Annotated in this window: 18 protein-coding genes; 14 read left to right on the top strand and 4 right to left on the bottom strand. The window is 59.3% G+C overall.

Going from position 1 to position 20,167, the window contains the following annotated elements; translation table 11 throughout:
• The first annotated feature begins 31 nt into the window (after window positions 1-31).
• Entirely contained in the window at window positions 32-2,230 is a 2,199-nt protein-coding gene (locus AACY19_RS19975) for a hypothetical protein (protein ID WP_339453208.1), read from the top strand.
• 280 nt (window positions 2,231-2,510) lie between these two features.
• Here the strand turns inward: AACY19_RS19975 and AACY19_RS19970 are convergent, their stop codons facing one another.
• Window positions 2,511-2,831, bottom strand: a complete 321-nt coding sequence (locus tag AACY19_RS19970) for a DUF2288 domain-containing protein (protein WP_339453544.1) — start codon at window positions 2,829-2,831, stop codon at window positions 2,511-2,513.
• Window positions 2,832-3,183: 352 nt separating this feature from the next.
• Between AACY19_RS19970 and AACY19_RS19965 the strand changes: the two genes are divergently transcribed.
• The 5 genes from AACY19_RS19965 (at window position 3,184) to AACY19_RS19945 (ending at window position 8,184) form a co-directional block, all read left to right on the top strand.
• Entirely contained in the window at window positions 3,184-4,311 is a 1,128-nt protein-coding gene (locus AACY19_RS19965; RefSeq protein WP_339453206.1) for a branched-chain amino acid ABC transporter substrate-binding protein, read from the top strand.
• 230 nt (window positions 4,312-4,541) lie between these two features.
• Window positions 4,542-5,465 (top strand): high-affinity branched-chain amino acid ABC transporter permease LivH, encoded by a 924-nt coding sequence (gene livH, locus AACY19_RS19960; protein ID WP_339453204.1) that lies wholly within the window; start codon window positions 4,542-4,544, stop codon window positions 5,463-5,465.
• On the top strand, window positions 5,462-6,718 hold the full coding sequence (locus AACY19_RS19955) for a high-affinity branched-chain amino acid ABC transporter permease LivM (RefSeq protein WP_339453202.1): 1,257 nt from the start codon (window positions 5,462-5,464) through the stop codon (window positions 6,716-6,718). The genes livH and AACY19_RS19955 overlap by 4 nt, the downstream gene beginning before the upstream one ends.
• Window positions 6,715-7,482 carry a high-affinity branched-chain amino acid ABC transporter ATP-binding protein LivG gene (gene livG, locus AACY19_RS19950; RefSeq protein WP_007918535.1) on the top strand — a complete coding sequence of 256 codons (768 nt, stop codon included), beginning with the start codon at window positions 6,715-6,717 and terminating at the stop codon, window positions 7,480-7,482. The genes AACY19_RS19955 and livG overlap by 4 nt, the downstream gene beginning before the upstream one ends.
• Entirely contained in the window at window positions 7,483-8,184 is a 702-nt protein-coding gene (locus tag AACY19_RS19945) for an ABC transporter ATP-binding protein (protein WP_007918536.1), read from the top strand.
• A 184-nt stretch (window positions 8,185-8,368) separates the two neighbouring features.
• Here the strand turns inward: AACY19_RS19945 and AACY19_RS19940 are convergent, their stop codons facing one another.
• Together AACY19_RS19940 and AACY19_RS19935 are read right to left on the bottom strand one after the other, a co-directional pair.
• Complete coding sequence (locus AACY19_RS19940) at window positions 8,369-9,607, bottom strand: DUF2599 domain-containing protein (RefSeq protein ID WP_339453198.1); 1,239 nt, start codon at window positions 9,605-9,607, stop codon at window positions 8,369-8,371.
• Window positions 9,608-9,639: 32 nt separating this feature from the next.
• Window positions 9,640-10,920 (bottom strand): DUF2599 domain-containing protein, encoded by a 1,281-nt coding sequence (locus AACY19_RS19935; protein ID WP_339453196.1) that lies wholly within the window; start codon window positions 10,918-10,920, stop codon window positions 9,640-9,642.
• A 302-nt stretch (window positions 10,921-11,222) separates the two neighbouring features.
• Here AACY19_RS19935 and AACY19_RS19930 point away from each other — a divergent pair, with 302 nt between their 5' ends.
• The 5 genes from AACY19_RS19930 to AACY19_RS19910 all read left to right on the top strand — a co-directional run bounded on the left by AACY19_RS19930 (window position 11,223) and on the right by AACY19_RS19910 (window position 15,990).
• Window positions 11,223-11,525 (top strand): BufA1 family periplasmic bufferin-type metallophore, encoded by a 303-nt coding sequence (locus tag AACY19_RS19930; RefSeq protein WP_339453194.1) that lies wholly within the window; start codon window positions 11,223-11,225, stop codon window positions 11,523-11,525.
• 25 nt (window positions 11,526-11,550) lie between these two features.
• On the top strand, window positions 11,551-12,438 hold the full coding sequence (bufB, locus tag AACY19_RS19925) for an MNIO family bufferin maturase (protein ID WP_339453192.1): 888 nt from the start codon (window positions 11,551-11,553) through the stop codon (window positions 12,436-12,438).
• Window positions 12,435-13,193 (top strand): HvfC/BufC N-terminal domain-containing protein, encoded by a 759-nt coding sequence (locus AACY19_RS19920; protein WP_339453190.1) that lies wholly within the window; start codon window positions 12,435-12,437, stop codon window positions 13,191-13,193. Before bufB ends, AACY19_RS19920 begins: the two co-directional genes overlap by 4 nt.
• Window positions 13,190-13,660, top strand: coding sequence for a DoxX family protein (locus AACY19_RS19915; protein WP_339453188.1), 471 nt, complete (start codon window positions 13,190-13,192; stop codon window positions 13,658-13,660). Before AACY19_RS19920 ends, AACY19_RS19915 begins: the two co-directional genes overlap by 4 nt.
• Before the next feature lie 113 nt (window positions 13,661-13,773).
• Window positions 13,774-15,990 (top strand): RCC1 domain-containing protein, encoded by a 2,217-nt coding sequence (locus AACY19_RS19910; protein WP_339453186.1) that lies wholly within the window; start codon window positions 13,774-13,776, stop codon window positions 15,988-15,990.
• Window positions 15,991-16,012: 22 nt separating this feature from the next.
• Here the strand turns inward: AACY19_RS19910 and AACY19_RS19905 are convergent, their stop codons facing one another.
• The gene (locus tag AACY19_RS19905) at window positions 16,013-16,921 is read right to left on the bottom strand and encodes a LysR family transcriptional regulator (protein WP_339453184.1); all 909 of its coding nucleotides are present in this window, start codon (window positions 16,919-16,921) and stop codon (window positions 16,013-16,015) included.
• A gap of 103 nt (window positions 16,922-17,024) precedes the next feature.
• Here AACY19_RS19905 and AACY19_RS19900 point away from each other — a divergent pair, with 103 nt between their 5' ends.
• The 3 genes from AACY19_RS19900 (at window position 17,025) to AACY19_RS19890 (ending at window position 20,048) form a co-directional block, all read left to right on the top strand.
• Complete coding sequence (locus AACY19_RS19900; protein ID WP_339453182.1) at window positions 17,025-17,624, top strand: short chain dehydrogenase; 600 nt, start codon at window positions 17,025-17,027, stop codon at window positions 17,622-17,624.
• A 59-nt stretch (window positions 17,625-17,683) separates the two neighbouring features.
• The gene (locus AACY19_RS19895) at window positions 17,684-18,337 is read left to right on the top strand and encodes a COG3650 family protein (RefSeq protein WP_339453180.1); all 654 of its coding nucleotides are present in this window, start codon (window positions 17,684-17,686) and stop codon (window positions 18,335-18,337) included.
• 97 nt (window positions 18,338-18,434) lie between these two features.
• Window positions 18,435-20,048, top strand: coding sequence for an NAD(P)/FAD-dependent oxidoreductase (locus tag AACY19_RS19890; protein WP_339453178.1), 1,614 nt, complete (start codon window positions 18,435-18,437; stop codon window positions 20,046-20,048).
• Window positions 20,049-20,167: the final 119 nt, after the last annotated feature.

Raw genomic sequence — 20,167 nt, 5'->3', positions numbered from 1 at the left:
GAGCCGACCCAGTCCAGGTACATGGCGCACAATGACTTCTAAAAACAATCCCGCCACAGCGGTTTCCGATCTGACCTTGAGCCCGGCCGCCAACAGCCCGTCATCGTCGAAGCCATTGGTTCCCTCGCGCCCGCTGTCGACCCAGCAATACCTGTACTTCACCGAAACCAATACCGACCGCATCCTCGACAACCTCGACGGCCTGCGCGATCTGGTGTTCCCGCGCCCGCCGCACCTGGAAGGCGATAACGAACAGCACAGCGACCAGGAATTCCCCTCGGTGTGCCTGATCGGCCTCGGTCGCTGCGGCTCCAACATCGCCCTGGATGTGGCGGAGCTGGTGTACAACGCGCGCAAGTTCTACCTCAATGAATTCAACAACGAAGACCGTGCGGCAGATCGTCGTCTGGCCGACAAGGGCTACAGCCCGGCCCAGTGGATCAAGCAGAATCTGCGCATCGGCCCGAACAAATCGACCAAACCCGTGTTCCTCGTTGAGCCGCTGGTCATGCTCGGCGACCTCGACAAGGACATCGCCGGGCGCATCCGTTTCTCGCGCAAAGGCGAGAAAAGCGGCTTCCTGCGCGATTACAGCAAAATGAAGATCATGGACTTGTCCGAAGTCCACGCCGGTGGCGCCGGTAACGCGCCGATCCTCGGCCAGTATCTGGCGAAGATCATCCTCAACAAGGACACCCAGCGCTTTTCCAGCCCAGACTGGAAAATGATCCACTCGTACCTGATCGACAGCTGCGGCATCAAGGCCAACCAGTCGCGCCTGTACTTCTCGATCTTCAGTGCCGGCGGCGGTACCGGTTCCGGCATGGCTTCGGAATTCGGCCTGGCCCAGCAGCACTCGTACATGAACAAGACGTTCGACACCAAGCCGATGGACGAGCATGACGGCAAGAGCGGTCATTCGTTCGTGTTCGAGCCGATCTTCACCAGCGGCATCTGCGTGCTGCCGAACATTTCCGATCACCGCAGCGAAATGTCCGAGGCGCTGCACATCAACGCCGGACGCCTGCTGTGTAAATACCTGTCGGAAGAGTGGGATTTCTCCTACAACTTCGCCAATGAAGACAGCAGCGAAGCCAGCGTCATGGGGCGTATTCGCCCGTGGAACGCGATGATGCTGATCTCCAACGACATCATGCGTTACGCCGAAGAGAGCGATGACGGCAACATCCAGAACATTGATGTCAATGCGATGGAGAAGCACGCCAACCAGTACATCTCGCAGCAGATCTTCAACATCCTCACGGCGCAGGCGGTGACCACCGACTACGACCAGAACTACTTCCGCCGCGCCGGCATCGACATCGGCGAAACCATTCGTCTCGACGCCAACGACCTGTTCATGAGTCTGGCCGGCCCGGTGGCGATTGCCTACGCCGAGTCGGTGGTGCCGGAAACGCCGCCGCCGAGCAGCGACAAGTTCAAGGTGTTCGATAAAGAACCGCAGCGTCTGAACATCGACGACCTGTTCTTCCGCTCTATCGATCTGCCGCACTTCAACAAGGTGACGCAGGCCATCGAAGGCATCAGCCTGTTGCCGATCGAGTCCAAGCGTTATCGCGCCTCGCTTGAGCAGTACAAGAATTCCGGTTACGACGCCGCCGCGCTGCACGACCTGCACTTTTTCAAGAACTGCTCGTCGGTGGTCTCGATTGTTTCGCTGCCGAAAGACTACAAGCTGTCGTACATGGACCTGAACCGGTTGAAGACTCACCTCAACAGCCTGTTCCCCAACACCACGCTCAAGCGTTACGCGCTGGTGATCGGCGCCTCGGCGAACCTGTCGCTGACCACCCTGATCGCGAAGAGCCCGTGCCTGTCGGACGACTTCCTGACCCTGATCGTCGCGTTCATCAAACGCTGCTTTGCGAAGAACCCGTACCGTTTCGACGAGACGCTGGACAACTCGATCCTCGACTTCATCATCAACGAAGAATTCGACGAAGATCGCATCGACGAATTGCTCAACGAATTCGAAAACCCGGCGAAGATCCTCGACACCAACTGGTACGCGATCAAACCGATGTACGAGAAGAAGTACCGCGAACTGATCAACGACAAAGAGAAGTTTGTCTCGATCAATGACATTCGCCTGTCGCGCGATTGCGTGAAAAAGTCGATCAAGTATCTGCGCGAGATCTACCGTCACCGGATTGGCAAGACCAAGGTCATTTCCCTGAACAACCATACCGGCAAGTCGTTCTCGGTCTGATCCAGGACCGAGTCGCGCCATTCGCGAGCAGGCTCGCTCCCACATTCGGAAAGCATTTCCCTGTGGGAGCGAGCCTGCTCGCGAAGAGGCCGACGAATTCACCGAAGAATTCAGCTTTTCCAACATCCAGAAACAATTAAGCAGCCGTTAGGCTGCTTACTAAACTGTTCCCGTTACGTTTACGTCACCGTGATGCCACCCTCGCTTGTGGCGTTTCTCTACGGCAACGTGCCATCACGCTACTCGGCTACACACTTTCCTACAGGCGGTGTGCGCACCATCACGGTGCATTGGTTCCAGACTGCGCCCTTTCCTGGATCAGAATCCAGGGCGAAACCACCACGGCCCAAAGCTGTGGATCGCGTTCGAAAATATCCAGCGCCCGCGTTTCAGACAGCTTGGCGACCTTGTCTTCAGCCAGCCAGGCAGCCACTTTCTCGCCATCATCCTGCGCCACGGCCTCGGCAGCGGCGATCAAATCCAGGTCAGGGTCGACCCACAATAGGGCACCCTTGGCGAAGAACGGCTCCAACTCTTTCCAGGTAATAGATGCTGTTTCACCAAGCAGCTTGGCATAGAGGGTGCTAGGTTCTTGATTCATGGGAACTGTCCGGAAAAGAAATCGACGCGAATGATAACGTCGGTGGTCCGCCAGCAAAACCCGGTTGCAATTGGCTTCACCGAACGAAAAGAGCAGGAAGGCCAAGGAATGCTGTTGATTGGGATATATGCCCACGAAAGCCCCGCCGCAATTCTGTCTTTTTCATTCAAAAATGCGACACCCCCAAGTTTTGCCCCCCGGCGCCCGCTTCCCAGGCCAACAACCGGCGCTCTACACTGTACCGGTACAGTTGCCGGGGGCATTTCCGGAGGGTATCGCAAAGATATCTGACCCGGTTCTGCTGCTACGGCGCCAGGACTCTAAAAAAATACAACAGTAAGAGTGGAGCACTATGACTAAGGCTACTAAGCAGATTTCCAAACTGTTTGCCGCTATGGTTCTGGCCGGGGTTGCCAGCCATTCGTTCGCAGCTGACACGATCAAGATCGGTATCGCCGGCCCCAAGACCGGTGCAGTAGCCCAATACGGCGACATGCAGTTCAGTGGCGCGAAAATGGCCATCGAGCAAATCAACGCCAAAGGTGGTGTCGACGGCAAGAAACTCGAAGCCGTTGAATACGACGATGCCTGCGATCCAAAACAAGCGGTAGCGGTCGCGAACAAGGTCGTCAACGACGGCGTCAAGTTCGTGGTCGGCCACCTGTGCTCCAGCTCCACTCAACCGGCTTCGGACATCTACGAAGACGAAGGCGTGATCATGATCACCCCGGCTGCCACCAGCCCGGACATCACCACCCGTGGTTACAACATGGTCTTCCGCACCATCGGTCTCGACAGCGCCCAGGGCCCTGCCGCCGGTAACTACATCGCCAAATTCGTAAAACCGAAAGTCGTTGCCGTCCTGCACGACAAACAGCAATACGGTGAAGGCATCGCCACTGCGGTCAAATCGACCCTGGAAAAAGACGGCGTCAAGGTTGCCGTGTTCGAAGGCATCAACGCCGGTGACAAGGACTTCTCCTCGATCATCGCCAAGCTCAAGCAAGCCAACGTCGACTTCGTCTACTACGGCGGCTACCACCCGGAGCTGGGCCTGATCCTGCGTCAAGCTCAGGAAAAAGGCCTGAAGGCCAAGTTCATGGGTCCGGAAGGCGTGGGTAACGACTCCATCTCGCAGATCGCACAGAACGCTTCCGAAGGTCTGCTGGTAACCCTGCCGAAATCCTTCGACCAGGACCCGGCCAACATTGCGCTGACGGATGCCTTCAAGGCCAAGAAAGAAGACCCGAGCGGTCCTTTCGTATTCCCGGCGTACTCGGCTGTTCAAGTCATCGCTGAAGGTATCAAGGCTGCCAAGTCCGAAGACACTGCCAAAGTGGCTGAAGCCATTCACGCCGGCACCTTCAAGACCCCGACTGGCGACCTGAGCTTCGACGACAAGGGCGACCTGAAGGACTTCAAATTTGTGGTTTACGAGTGGCACTTCGGCAAACCAAAAACTGAAGCTTCGCCTCAGTAAGGCCTTGCCTGACTGACTGCCAACAAAGCCCACGGCGTGCCGTGGGCTTTGTTTTACGAATGTATGGGCCGCGCTGGCGTGATCCGCCAGTCTCCCCACCTGAAAATCTCAAAACCGTCATCAGCGGTTCGCTGGCAAAACCCGGATTCGAAGTGGATAAAGATCCACGGGGCCGGGCGGGAAAATGACTCCACCAGTGAAATGCGTATCAGGTTTTTAGGAGCGTTGTAATGCCTGACCTCTATCACTTCTTCCAGCAGCTGGTTAATGGTCTGACCATTGGCAGCACGTATGCCCTGATTGCCATCGGCTATACGATGGTTTACGGCATCATTGGAATGATCAACTTCGCCCACGGCGAGGTGTACATGATCGGTTCCTACGTGGCGTTCATCGCCATCGCCGGACTGGCCATGATGGGACTCGACAACGTCCCGCTGTTGATGACCGCTGCCTTCATTGCGAGCATCGTCGTGACAAGTTCCTACGGTTACAGCATCGAACGGATCGCCTACCGCCCCCTGCGCGGCAGCAACCGTCTGATCCCGCTGATCTCGGCCATCGGTATGTCGATCTTCCTGCAGAACACGGTTCTGCTGGCGCAAGACTCCAAGGACAAATCCATCCCCAACCTGATCCCCGGCAACTTTTCCATCGGGCCAGGTGGTGCACATGAAGTGCTGATTTCCTACATGCAAATCGTGGTGTTCGTGGTGACCCTGATCGCCATGCTCGGCCTGACGCTGTTCATCTCCCGCTCTCGCCTGGGTCGCGCCTGCCGCGCCTGTGCCGAAGACATCAAGATGGCCAACCTGCTCGGCATCAACACCAACAACATCATCGCTCTGACCTTCGTCATTGGTGCTGCACTGGCGGCCATCGCCGCTGTACTGCTGAGCATGCAATACGGGGTGATCAACCCGAACGCCGGTTTCCTCGTCGGCCTCAAGGCCTTCACCGCCGCGGTACTCGGCGGTATCGGCAGCATCCCCGGCGCCATGCTCGGCGGGTTGGTGCTTGGGGTAGCGGAAGCGTTTGGTGCCGATATCTTCGGCGACCAGTACAAGGACGTCGTGGCTTTCGGCTTGTTGGTTCTGGTGCTGTTGTTCCGTCCGACCGGCATTCTGGGCCGTCCGGAGGTTGAGAAAGTATGACTAGGAATCTTAAACAGGCGCTGTTCAGCGCTTTGCTGGTGTGGGCCGTGGCCTACCCGGTACTCGGTCTGAAACTGACCATCGTCGGCATCAACCTGGAAGTGCACAACACCAGCCCGGCCATCCTCGCGACCATCGCCATCTGCTCGGTGCTGATGTTCCTGCGTGTACTGTTCAACCAGCAGATCAGCAAGGCGTGGAAATCCTCGCCGGGCCTGCCGTTGATCCCGGCCAAGGCGAGCAACTTCCTGACCCTGCCAACCACCCAGCGCTATTTCATCATTGCGCTGATCCTGGTGGCGCTGGTGTGGCCGTTCTTCGGCTCCCGTGGCGCGGTGGACATCGCAACGCTGATCCTGATCTACGTGATGCTCGGCCTGGGCCTGAACATCGTCGTCGGTCTGGCCGGCCTGCTCGACCTCGGTTACGTCGGCTTCTACGCCGTCGGCGCCTACAGCTACGCGCTGCTGTCGCACTACTACGGCCTGAGCTTCTGGATCTGCCTGCCGATTGCCGGGCTGATGGCGGCGACGTTCGGCTTCCTGCTGGGCTTCCCGGTGTTGCGTCTGCGCGGTGACTATCTGGCGATCGTGACCCTCGGCTTCGGCGAGATCATCCGTCTGTTCCTGCGTAACCTGACCGACATCACCGGCGGTCCGAACGGTATCAGCAACATCGAGAAACCGACGTTCTTCGGCCTGACCTTCGAGCGTAAAGCCGCAGAAGGCATGCAGACGTTCCACGAGTACTTCGGTCTGCAATACAACTCGATCAACAAGGTGATCTTCCTCTACCTGGTTGCGCTGTTGCTGGCGCTGGCCGCGCTGTTCATCATCAACCGCCTGCTGCGCATGCCGATTGGCCGTGCATGGGAAGCGCTGCGTGAAGATGAAATCGCCTGCCGCGCGCTGGGTCTGAATCCGACGATCATCAAGCTGTCGGCGTTCACCCTCGGTGCAAGCTTCGCCGGTTTCGCCGGTAGCTTCTTCGCCGCCCGCCAGGGTCTGGTGACGCCGGAATCGTTCACCTTCATCGAGTCGGCAATCATCCTCGCCATTGTGGTGCTGGGTGGCATGGGCTCGCAGTTGGGGGTGATTCTGGCCGCGGTGGTGATGATCCTGTTGCCGGAAATGATGCGTGAATTCAGCGAGTACCGCATGTTGATGTTCGGTGCCCTGATGGTGTTGATGATGATTTGGCGTCCACAAGGTCTGCTGCCGATGCAACGCCCACACATGGAGTTGCGAAAATGAGCCGCGAGATCCTTAAAGTCGAAAACCTGAGCATGCGCTTCGGCGGCTTGCTGGCGGTCAACGGTGTGGCGCTGACCGTGAAGGAAAAACAGGTGGTTGCATTGATCGGCCCGAACGGCGCCGGCAAGACCACCGTGTTCAACTGCCTGACCGGTTTCTACCAGCCAACGGGCGGCAGCATCTTGCTGGACGGCGAACCGATTCAGGGCCTGCCGGGCCACAAGATCGCCCTCAAAGGCGTGGTGCGCACCTTCCAGAACGTGCGGTTGTTCAAGGACATGACGGCGGTCGAGAACCTGTTGATCGCCCAGCACCGTCACCTGAACACCAACTTCCTGTCCGGCCTGTTCAAGACCCCGGCGTTCCGCAAAAGCGAGCGTGAGGCGATGGAATTCGCCGAGTACTGGCTGGAAAAGGTCAACCTCAAAGAGTTCGCCAACCGTACCGCCGGCACCCTGGCCTACGGCCAGCAACGGCGTCTGGAAATCGCGCGTTGCATGATGACCCGCCCACGGATTCTCATGCTCGACGAACCGGCCGCCGGCCTGAACCCGAAGGAAACCGAAGACCTCAAGGCACTGATCAGCGTGCTGCGTGAGGAGCACAACGTGACCGTGCTGCTGATCGAACACGACATGAAACTGGTCATGAGCATCTCCGACCACATCGTCGTGATCAACCAGGGCACGCCTCTGGCTGACGGTACGCCGGAACAGATCCGCGACAATCCTGAAGTGATCAAAGCCTACCTGGGGGAAGCGTAAATGCTGCAGTTCGAAAACGTTTCCACCTTCTACGGCAAGATCCAGGCCCTGCACAACGTCAACGTTGAAGTCCGCCAGGGCGAAATCGTGACGCTGATCGGCGCCAACGGTGCCGGCAAGTCCACGCTGCTGATGACGCTCTGCGGTTCACCGCAGGCGCACAGCGGCAGCATCCGCTACATGGGTGAGGAACTGGTCGGCCAGGACTCCTCGCAGATCATGCGCAAAAGCATCGCGGTGGTGCCGGAAGGTCGTCGGGTGTTTGCCCGTCTGACCGTTGAAGAAAACCTGTCGATGGGCGGCTTCTTCACCGACAAGGGCGACTATCAGGAGCAAATGGACAAGGTCCTCGGCCTGTTCCCGCGCCTGAAGGAACGCTTCAACCAGCGCGGCGGCACCATGTCCGGCGGCGAACAGCAAATGCTCGCCATCGGCCGTGCGCTGATGAGCAAGCCCAAACTGCTGCTGCTCGACGAGCCGTCGCTGGGCCTGGCACCGATCATCATCCAGCAGATCTTCGACATCATCGAAATGCTGCGCAAGGACGGTGTGACGGTGTTCCTGGTCGAGCAGAACGCCAACCAGGCGCTGAAAATCGCTGACCGCGCCTACGTTCTGGAAAACGGTCGCGTGGTCATGCAAGGCACCGGTGAAGCGCTCCTGACCGACCCGAAAGTGCGCGAGGCGTACCTGGGCGGTTGATGCTTTTTGCTGAACAAAAAAACGGCCTTCGGGCCGTTTTTTTATGCGCCAATCCTGAATTCACGCAACCCCTGTGGGAGCGAGCCAGCCACGCGAAAGCGGTGTGTCATTCAGCAAATGAGCTGACTGATACTCCCTCTTCGCGAGCAGGCTCGCTACCACAGGGGGGAGTTGCAGCAACCGCTTAGTACGGATTGCAGTGCTGCGCCACCGCCGTCGCCTGATCGACATAAGGCCGTGCCGGCTCAAGGTTCCACTCAGGCTTGTTCCTCACAGGCCTGCCGTCGTAGACCGCTGCCAGGTGGCAGACCATTTGCCGACGCAACGAGCCGCCATTGACGCTGTACTCGCGCCATTGCGGATCATCCTTGTGTTTGTTGTACAACTCGGCAAACATCCGGTCGGTCTGGTCATCCTTGATTGCGCGGCCGCACGCGGTTGGCACCACCGTGAGCGACCAGGTGTTCGGTCCCAGTTTTGGATCGGGACGTTGTTCCCAGGTGCCGGACTCGATGTACTTGTCGCAGAATTTCGGTTCAGCCGGCGTCGAAGTCTGGATGCACGAGAACGAGGCCTTGGCGACCGGAGTTCTCGGGAAGTCGATCTTGATGACATTGCGGTCCTTGCCGGTCCTGGCCTTGTAGTCCCTTTGATTGGCCAGCGCATCGTTCAGGCCGCGCTGATCGCTGTAGAAGAACGCCAGCACCGGCAGTTCATCGGTTTTCGGATTGCCCAGGCGCAGTTCGGTCTGAGTCTGGAACTCACGGCTGTTGATGACTTTGCGCGCGCCCATGAAGTTGCGAAAGGCGTCGACCCGTTCCTTGTTGCTCATCGGATTGCGCATGTTGAAGCCACACTGCAACTGGTCCTGCTGGCGATTGTTGTTGTACCGGGTAAAGTGCGCGACCCAGGCATTCGGCGTCGAAACAGGCGGCTTCATGGCTTGGCAGACCGCCTCGGTCGGGACGGTGTTTTTGTTGTCACCACAGCCACGATCGTTGCGATAGTCGGTCCAGGCATCGTTGGGAAATGCACAGTAGACGTGCACCGGTGTTTCCGGGGCGCGCACCAGATCTCGCGGGGTAATCAGGTAACCGTTCTGTGTGCTCATGCCGGGGTCTTCATAACTGATGCCATCGACACGCATGTAGGAGGCGGCAAACGTCCCCAGTTCCACGGCTTTCGGGCTGGGATTCCACACGTCCCATTTCTGCCCCTTGGCCGGATCGGCCCGGTGCGTCCCGCGGATCAACAATCCAGAGCAGTCTGATGCAGGGTCCTGCCCGCAACTGTCGACGGTTTTGTTGTACAAGGTTTCGACCTTTTTCAGCGTCTCGGCGCATGATTCGGCATTGGCCCACGTGGGGTGCAACAGCAGCGGTGCCAACAGCAGTGGAACGGCCCTGATCAGACTTTTCTTCATGGCTTGCATCTCCTTGATTAGCCAACACACACTCAACGCGGAACCGGGTTACACCCCGCGGCGCGCGTTTCGCTGTCCGACAACGCCGGGCGGAACGGCTCCAGATTCCACTCGGTCTTGAGCGGATAGTTCTTCACCAGACAGCTCAGTTGCTGGCGCATACTGCCGGCGGCGTTCTCGTTGTCGCGCCACTGACTGTCAGCGCCACGCAAGGCGAACAATTCCCTGTACAAGGCCTCTTGGTCAGTGGCCTGAGCCGCCTTGCCCTGCGCCGTAGGCGTGACCCTGAGTGACCATTCTTTTTTCCGGGTGCCCGGGTCGTAACGCTCGACCCACACGGCAACCGCGATGTAGTTGGGCGCCGGGGCGCCCGCCACCACCATTTCGTCGATTGCCTGATCGGCCGCAACATAGCTGAAACGCTGTTCGGCGGGCTTGGTGAAATCCAGGCGCAGGATCGGCACGCTGTAGCCCTGAGCCTTGAGTTTTTTCTGGAAATTGCGCGCGCTGTTCAGGCCGTTCTCCGGCTTCGGCGGCGCCTGATCACCGCGCGTGGCGAAGTTCTGCGTGCTGTTGACGTTATAGATGAAGGCGTCGATGTACTTCATGTTGTCGCTGCCATCATGGGTCGCGGTGGCGTTCTTCAACATGAATTCGTTGACCTGGGCACTGAAGGCGAAAGGGTCCTTGCTGGTCGTGGCCGGGCGCGATTCGTGCACGCGGATCATCGCGTTCCAGTCGCTGGGTTTTTCCGCATTCCACGAACACTGGCCGTACTGGATCGGCCCCTTCATCAGCCCGGTGTATTTCTGCGTCCATTGCTTTGCGGTGGTCACCCCGGCCTCGGCGCAGGTGCCGTAGGCCAGCGCGGCATTGCGGTTGTTCATCGTGCCTTGCGCAGCGCGCGGTGGCTCGCGGCTGTCAAAGAACCCGCAGCCGTACCACTTGCGCTCAGGGCCAGTGCCGCCGTCGAAGGCGTAAATGCACGTGAACCCCTGCTCCTTGACCGGCAAATTCAATGCCGCCGCATCGCTGGGCGTCCGCAAGATGAAGCCGGCAGGATGAATGAGAATCCGGGTACTCAGATCCTTGCGAATCCACGAATAAGAGGTTGCGCCAATCCTGATCGCGTAAGGGCTGTAATCCCAAGGATTGAAGGGCCCATCGTTGACCATGCGCAAAGTGACGCCGCTGCAGTAATAAAGACCGCGTGCAGCACCGGTATCAGGTTCTGCGCAAGCGTTCTTGAGCGTGTTGTAGTTGTGGTTGATCCGTTTGAGCGTCTCCAGTGGATCAAGGGGCGCTGCTGCCATTGCGCTGATCGCCGGGAGAAGCGCACACGCCAGGCTCAAAAATAATTGTCGGCTCGTCATGAGTTGCCTTCCCTGGTCAGTAAACCCTTCACCCGAAGGCCTGTGCTGCTGACCATGGAACACCCTTGAGAACGTGCTGCCTACTGTCAGAAATTACAGGTACGCCGAAGGTGGTGACGAATGGTCATGGTCGCCGCAAAAAAATCCGGGCACCTCTGTAACGCATCCTCACCTCGTTTCTCTAGAGGGGTAAGCAAGCGCATTCCGCTTGCAGTAACCCTGAACAAAACTGGAGAAACATCATGACTGCTACCACCCGCACCCTGTCCGCCACTGCCCTGGTTCTGGCCCTCGGCTCTGCCTTGAGCATTGCTGCTGTCTCCACCGCCCATGCCGCCGACGACATGGAGAAATGCTTTGGCGTGGCCATGAAGGGCAAGAACGATTGCGCCGCAGGTGCCGGCACCACCTGCGCCGGTACGTCGAAAATGGACTACCAGGCCAACGCCTGGAAACTCGTACCGAAAGGCACCTGCACCACCATCGAAAGCAAGACCTCGCCGACCGGTTTCGGTCAGATGGAAGCCTTCAAAGCCAAGTCCTGACCTGCGATCTGCCTGAGTGACGATCATGTTCACACCACACGACCATGCCCTCCCCTGCACTCAGGCAGCCGCTACAGAGCTCCCGTGCCGTGCCGGGCTGGGGCTCAAGACCGGGCACTTTCGTGAAGTGCTCGGTTCACTTCCGGACATCGGCTTCTTCGAAGTCCACGCCGAAAACTACATGGTGGACGGCGGTCCGTTTCATCACTTTCTCGGATTGATCCGCGAGCAGTATGCGCTGTCGCTGCACGGCGTCGGACTGTCCATCGGGGCTGAAGGGCCACTGGACGTTCCGCACCTGCAACGCTTGAAAAAGCTGATCGAGCGTTATCAACCGCAATCCTTTTCCGAACATCTGGCCTGGTCGAGCCACGGCCCGGTGTTTCTCAATGACCTGCTACCGCTGGCCTATGACACGCCGACCCTGAACCGGGTCTGCGCACACATCGATCAGGTGCAGAACACCCTCAAGCGCCCGATGCTGCTGGAAAACCCGGCGACCTATCTGGCGTTCCAGCGCTCGACCATCGATGAGCCAGACTTCATCGCCGAGGTGGTGCGGCGCAGCGGCTGCGGCCTGCTGCTGGACGTCAATAACGTCTACGTCTCGTGCATCAATCATCAACGCGATCCGCTCGCCTACCTTGCTGCCCTTCCGCTGCACACAGTGGGTGAAATTCATCTGGCGGGGTTTGCCGAAGATTCCGACAGCCTCGGTGAGCGGCTTCTGATCGACGATCACGGTGCCGCCATCGATCTGGCCGTCTGGGATCTGTACCGGCAGGCGCTGGAACTCACCGGCCCGGTCGCCACACTGATCGAGCGCGACAATCAGGTACCGGCACTCGAGGTATTGCTGGCCGAGGCGCAGCAGGCCGATGCGTTGCTGACAGACGCGGGGAGTCAGCCATGAGCACTCAAGCCGCATTCAGCGCTGCGCTGCTTGATGGCCGACTGCCCTGCCCCGACGGCCTGTGCAGCGCCAACGGCGCCGACCCGGCCAGTCGATTCGCGGTGTATCGCAACAATGTGCAGGGCTCGTTGATCAACGCCTTGGCTGACAGTTACCCGGTCGTCATGCAATTGGTCGGTGAGGAATTTTTCCGCGGCATGGCCGCCGTTTTCATCGTTGATCACCTCCCTCGCAGCCCTTTGATGAGCCGCTACGGCGAAGCATTCGCCGCCTTCATTGACACATTTGCACCCGCAGCCAGCGTGCCCTATCTGGCGGATGTCGCACGCCTCGAACACCTGCGCACCTGCGCCTATCACGCCGCCGACGTCGAGCCGTTGCGAGCTGAACAGATCAGCGCGGCACTGACCGATCCACAGGCCCTGATCGAACTGCGGGTGCAACTGCATCCCTCTGTGCACCTGCTTGATTCGGCCTATGCCGTGGTCGCGATCTGGGCCACTCACCAGCGTGAAGAATCCCTGGCCGGCATCGACATCCATGGCCGACAGCATGCGCTGGTACTGCGCAACGGTCTCGACGTCGAGGTGTTTGCGCTTGAACCCGGCGCCAGCGCATTCATCCGCAATCTCATCGAGGGCGAGCCATTGCTCGCGGCCGCACAAAACAGCGCCCCATTGGATCTGGGCCAAACCCTCGGCCTGTTGATCGCGCATCACGCCATCACCCACCTGAACTGCAAGGAATCACCATGAACAACCTCATCACCCGTGCTATCGCGCTGTTGGAGAAAATTCCCCACAGCCTGATTGCCTTCATTGCGCGTTTTTCGATTGCCGCAGTGTTCTGGAAGTCCGGGCAGACCAAGGTCGAGGGCCTGGCCATCGACCTGATCGACGGCACCTTTCAACTCGGCTGGCCGCATCTGGCCGACTCGACCATCCCGCTGTTCAAGAGTGAATACCAAGTACCGCTGCTGTCACCGGAAGTCGCCGCACACCTGGCAGCGTTCGCCGAACACTTCTTTCCGGTGCTGATCCTGATCGGCTTCGCCACGCGATTTTCCGCACTGGCGCTGCTGGGCATGACCCTGACCATTCAACTGTTCGTGTACCCCGATGCTTATCCGACTCACGGCACCTGGGCGGCGGTGTTGCTGTACCTGATGGCGACCGGGCCGGGGAAATTGTCGATCGATCATCTGATCTTGCGGCGTGCATAGCGTTGGCCGTTCGTCCATTTTCTCGCTCTACCTGTCAATCCTGACAGTAGGCAAGACGCTCTTTGCAGCGTTGACTCATGCCTTCGAACCGAAACACTTCGCAGGAAACGTCCATGAGCGAAAAAGATGCCGAATCAGGTGTATTGGCCATTACTCCGCCTCGCATGCCAAATGCGACAGATCCAATCATCCCCTACCCTTCACCCTCGCCGGGCGTGTACTACATTGGCCTTGCGCAATCGGCATTCACTCAACCGCTGACCCGTGATCCCACTCGCCAAAACGCGGCGTTGGTCTTGGCGGACCCTCTTCCCGAAGAGCCCGCAAACCTATATGAAACCCTTGCTCTGTGGCTCAACAACACGCAGGTTTCCAGCCAATACGTCGCGCCGGATGATCAAAATAAAATCGTGCCGGCACAACTGCCCCAGGCAGAACTCAACGAAGGCTTGAATATCCTGAAGCTGCGCTATCACCGAGCCAGCGGAAACTTCACCGACTCACAAGAGTTGGGGATCCAGTACCACCGCAATCTGCCAGGCGGGAATGAGGTGCCGGGAACCGGGGATCATCCGAATCTGAAAATCGATTTTTCACCGCAGTTGGGCACTCCTCCGGTGGTCGGGCCCGAGGAGCTCGCCAATGGCCTCGTCCAGCTGACTCTCGACTATCTGTTCAAACGCGCTTACGACAGGATCAAACTCGAAATCAACAATGTGCCGTTCTTTTTCACAGTACAGCCAGGCGAGGAAAACAAACCTTTCGTTATCACCGTGACGATGGAGATGTATGTCTCGGCTGGAAAGCCTGAGGTGCTCAATTTCAACTACACCGTGACCGATCAACTGGGCAACCCCACGCACTTGCGACGTTGGTCCAGACGGATCTCGACAACGGTCGATCCCGTGGACGGCGAGTTGTACGTCATGGGGGCACGCGTGGCTGCGGTGCAGTTCTGGGCCAACAAAGGCGCGTCGCGCTACATCACGGCCCTCGACGCGCGGACCAGCAAACCGCTCCGGGCACGGTGGCGATATGAAGGTGAAACACAAGAAGTGGCTACTGCGCACTTCGATGACCTCCACCCCGAGCGGCCCCTGCACGTGCGGTACGTCGCGCAAAGTTTAACGCTCAGACCGGCCAATTTTTTCGGCAACGGATTCTGTGATCTCGACAACTCAAGCATCGCTCACTCTGCCTTCCTGGCATTGAAGGACGACGGAAAAGCCGTCACCTGGGGTGTTCCGGAGAATGGTGGTAGCCCTGTGTCGATAAGCAATGTCATCGCCGTGGCCTGGTCAATGGCGGCATTCGCTGCACTCAAGCGCGATGGTTCAGTCGTCGCATTTGGTAACCCACAGCTAGGAGGGCAAGTCCCTGCATCCATCGCCGCGCGTCGAGACATACGCCAACTGTGTACGGCAGGACAAGCTATTGCGGCATTGACACACGACAACTCCGTGGTTGCATGGGGCGTTTCGGTCAATGGGGGGCAGGTTCCCGAAAACATCGCTGCACTGAAAAACATCCGCAACGTTTGGGCGAGCGCGACGGCGTTCATCGTACAGCTGACGGACGGATCGCTAAGGGCATGGGGGGATTCCTTGCGCGGGGGGGAGATACCGCCCGACATCGCTCGTCTACGCAACATCGCCGAGGTCGTCAACAATCATGACTCGGTTGCGGCCCGCCTGACCAACGGCACCGTCGTCGCGTGGGGCCACCCGGACTCAGGTGGCCAGTTGACCAGTCCTCTGAGCAATGTTGTCCGAATCATCAGCGCCGGCTACGCCTATGTCGCGCATATGGACAACGGGCAAATAAAGACATGGGGCAGACCAGAGTGGGGTGGCAATGCACCGGCGTCGATTCTTGCCCTCCACAACATCATCGATATCGTGGGCGCCGGCTATGCATTTGCGGCCATTCTGGATGACTATCGTGTCGTAGCGTGGGGCGATCCTGAGCAAGGTGGTGAGGTATCCACCGAAATCGCCGAGTTGCGCAATGTCGTGCAACTGGCCGCGACCAACGGCGCTTTCGCAGCCCTTTGCGCCGATGGCTGCGTGGTGACCTGGGGCAATTCCTTATGGGGTGGGGATAGTACCCGGGTAGCCAAACGCTTGAAGAACGTCGTGGCCATTTACAGCAACTCTGAAGCTTTCGTGGCGTTGACCAAGGACAGGGAAGTCATCACCTGGGGGCTGGCCGGATCGGGAGGCTATGACGCCGAGGCCGAATATAAACTGCTGGAAGAAATATCCTATGCAGACTGGACAACCTCACAAGGGGTCACGAGCAATCAGTCTATCGAGACGCCCAAGGGCTGATAGAGGAAGGCGCTGACGGCCATCAGAGTCGATCCAGCGCCTCGCCACTGCGTTTGAACCAGCCAATCAGATAATCCGCCAGTACTTGCGTGCGCTTAGGCAAACCACCCTGATACGGATGCACCAGGTACATCGGCATGCGTCGGGTCTGATAGTCGCGCAGCAACCAGCGCAAACGCCCGTCGGCCAGTTCCGTCTGCAACAGGTACGACGGCAGGCGGGCGATGCCGGCGCCGGCCAGGGCGGCTTTCTTCAGCAGGTTGTAGTGATTGCTGGCGAACGGCCCGGAAACTCGCACCCGTAGCAATTCGTGCTGTTGGTGATACAGCCACTCTTCGCGACCGCTGTAGTGGCTGTTGAGCAGGCAACGATGTTCGACCAGCGCTTGCGGAGTCAGCGGCTCGCCAGACCGTGCAAGATACGCCGGGCTGGCGCAGGTCATTTCCTGCCAGGCCAGCAAGGGTCTGGCTACCAGGCGTTCGTCATTGGCCACGTCGGTGCGGATTGCCAGATCGAAGCCATCCCGTGAAAGATCGCGATAGTGATTGTTCAGCTCCAGCTCGATCTGCACCTCAGGGTATTGTTGCGAAAACTCCAGCAACAAACCGTCGAAGAAGGTTTCCCCTAGCGACACCGGCACCGTCACCCGCACAGGCCCCGCCATGTCGTCCTTCAACCGCGCCAGCGCCTGCCGCGCCCGCTCCACCTGCACCACCAGCGCCTGGGCTTGCGGCAACAATGCGGCACCCGCTGCCGTCAGGCTCAAACGGCGCGTAGTGCGTTGCAGCAATACCACGGAAAACTGCGCTTCCAGCTGGCTGATGCGCTTGGACAACTGGCCCTTGCTGCAGCCCAGTTGCTGCGCCGCCAGGGTGAAACTGCCGGCTTCGATCAACACGGCGAATGCGGCCAGATCATCCATTTCACTCATGGATTGTTTCCATTTGAAAACCAAAGGTTGCCTATTAGTGCGCTTATCCGCAGAAAAAACCACTCTAGACTGAAACCTCGTTCAACCCAGTGAGGAACAGCCCATGAAAATTCTGTTGATCGGTGCCTCCGGCACCATCGGTTCGGCCGTGGACAAAGAACTGAGCCAGCGCCACGAAGTGATTCGCATCGGTCGCAGCAGCGGCGACTTGCGGGTCGACATCAGCGACAGCGCCTCGATTCGCCAACTGTTCGAGCAAACCGGCAAGTTCGACGCGCTAGTCTGCGCGGCCGGCAACGTCACCTTCGCCCCGCTGGGCGAAATGAATGCCGACAGCTTTGCCCTGGGCCTGAAAGACAAGCTGATGGGCCAGGTCAACCTGCTGCTGATCGGCCGTGAATATGCCAACGATGGCGCCTCGTTCACCTTCACCACCGGCGTGCTCAGCCACGATCCGATCCGCTCCGGCGCTTCGGCGGCACTGGTCAACGGTGCACTGGACAGCTTCGTGAAGGCAGCGGCCATCGAACTGCCGCGCGGTCTGCGGGTGAATTCGATCAGCCCGACGGTGCTGCTGGAAGCCATGGGCAGCTACGCCCCGTACTTTCGCGGTTATAAGCCGGTGCCTGCGGCGGATGTGGCGTTGGCCTACGCCAAAAGTGTCGAAGGCCTGCAAACCGGTCAGACGTTTCACGTGGGCTAAACCCTTGTGATGAACGGTCAGGCTGCGTAACGTGGCGGCACTTGTCTGGAGAGCCGAAGATGCGTGTTGCCCGTTCGTTAGTCCTTGTTGCCCTGCTGCCGTTGTTTGCCGCCTGCCAGTTGTTCGAAGGCCAGCGTGAAAGTGCCTCGCATGCAGGGCTGACGCGCATGCAGGGGCAACTGACCGCTGCTGACGGCAAACTGGTTTTCCAGCCGTGCCAGGATCAACGCCAATTGGTGGTCAATGACATTGGCGGCACCAGCATTCTGCAGGAAGCGGCAACGCTTGCCGATGAGCAAGGCAAGCTGTTTGCCGATGCGCGCGGCAAAGTCGCCGGTGATCGACTCGATCTGGCTCAGCTGTACCGCGTCGAGCGCTCCGGTACCGCCTGTGATGATCCGAATTTCAAACTGCTGATCCTGCGCGCCGCCGGCCATGGCCCGGAATGGAACGTCAAGGTCAGCGGCAAAGGCATGGTCATCGACCGCGAAGGCCAACCCGCGCTGGCTGTGCCTTATGTCGAAGAGCAACTGGGCGACGACCGCTTCAATCTGAGCAGCGAAGCCAACAACCAGCGCATCGAATTGTGGGTCGCGCCGCAACGCTGCGTCGACAGCAGCACCGGCAGCGTCCAGCACATGAGCGCCGAACTGCGCATCGACGGCCAGGTCCAGCGCGGTTGCGGGTATTTCGGCGGGTCGCGCAACGACTGAGCGTTTTAGCCTCACCGGATCCGGCCTTTGCGGCTTATAATCGCGGCCTTCAAACGCCTTGGCGCAGTTGTGCGCCCCGCGAACCCGGATCCTCGCCATGTTACGAATCACTGAACTCAAGCTGCCAATCGACCATCCCGAAGAAGACCTGCGTGCCGCTATCGTGCAGCGCTTGGGCATCGCCAGCGATGACTTGCTCGATTTCACCTTGTTCAAGCGCAGCTACGACGCGCGCAAAAAGTCCTCCGAACTGTGTTTCATCTACACCATCGACCTCCAGGTGCACGACGAGGACAAGGTGTTGGGCAAGTTCGCCGACGACCGTAACGTCAACGTGGCACCGGATGTCAGCTACAAATTCGTCGGCCAGGCGCCAAGCGATCCGAGCCAGCGTCCAATCGTCGTCGGCTTCGGCCCGTGCGGGATTTTCGCCGGTCTTTTGCTGGCACAGATGGGCTTCAAGCCGATCATCCTCGAACGCGGCACCGAAGTCCGTCAGCGTACCAAGGACACTTGGGGCCTGTGGCGTAAAAGCGTGCTCAACCCCGAGTCCAACGTGCAGTTCGGCGAAGGCGGCGCGGGCACGTTCTCCGACGGCAAGCTGTACAGCCAGATCAAGGACCCGAAATTCCTTGGCCGCAAAGTCCTGCACGAGTTCGTCAAGGCCGGCGCGCCGGAGGAAATCCTCTACGTCAGCAAGCCGCACATCGGGACGTTCCGTCTGACGGGCATGGTTGAAAACATGCGCGAACAGATCCGCGAACTGGGCGGCGAAGTGCGCTTCCAGGAACGCGTCACCGACGTGCTGATCGAAGACGGCCAACTGGTCGGCGTCGAACTGGCCAGCGGTGAAACACTGCATTCAAAACACGTGGTTCTGGCCCTCGGCCACAGCGCCCGAGACACCTTCCGCATGCTCCACAGCCGTGGCGTGTTCATGGAAGCCAAGCCGTTCTCGGTGGGTTTCCGCATCGAACACCCGCAATCGCTGATCGACCGCGCGCGATTGGGCAAGTACGCCGGCCACCCGAAGCTCGGCGCTGCCGACTACAAACTCGTGCACCACGCCAAGAACGGCCGCTCGGTCTACAGCTTCTGCATGTGCCCAGGCGGCACCGTGGTCGCGGCGACGTCCGAGCCGAACCGCGTGGTCACCAACGGCATGAGCCAGTACTCGCGTAACGAACGCAACGCCAACTCCGGCATCGTCGTCGGCATCACCCCGGAAGTCGATTATCCGGGTAGCCCGCTGGCCGGGATCGAGTTGCAGGAGCGTCTGGAATCCCACGCGTTCATCCTCGGCGGCAGCGATTACAAGGCACCGGCGCAACTGGTCGGCGACTTCATCAACGACATTCCTTCGACCGAGCTGGGCGAAGTCGAGCCGTCGTACAAACCGGGCGTAGCGCTGGGTGACCTGTCCTTGGCCCTCCCGGACTTTGCCATTGAAGCGATCCGTGAAGCACTGCCGGCGTTCGAGAAGCAGATTCGCGGTTATTCGCTGCACGACGCAGTGCTGACCGGGATCGAGACCCGCACGTCTTCGCCGCTGCGCATTACCCGGAACGAGTCGTTGCAGAGCATGAACGTCAAGGGCTTGTTCCCGGCCGGAGAAGGCGCGGGTTATGCGGGCGGGATTCTGTCGGCAGGTGTTGACGGGATTCGTATTGCCGAAGCCGTCGCGCGGGACATTCTTGGCCTCGAAGCCTGATCTGTAACAACACAAAACCCTGTGGGAGCGGGCTTGCTCGCGAAAAGAGTGCGCAGCACTCGCTTTCAAGCGGCATCCTTTTGTGGCTCGCGAATCTTGTACCAGGCCACATACAGCGC

It is taken from the genome of Pseudomonas sp. EA_5y_Pfl2_R50 (assembly GCF_963970475.1).
In the GTDB taxonomy this organism is placed as follows: Bacteria; Pseudomonadota; Gammaproteobacteria; order Pseudomonadales; family Pseudomonadaceae; genus Aquipseudomonas.
The sequence above is the reverse complement of the archived record's forward strand: the minus strand, read 5'-3'. Positions and strand labels throughout refer to the sequence as shown.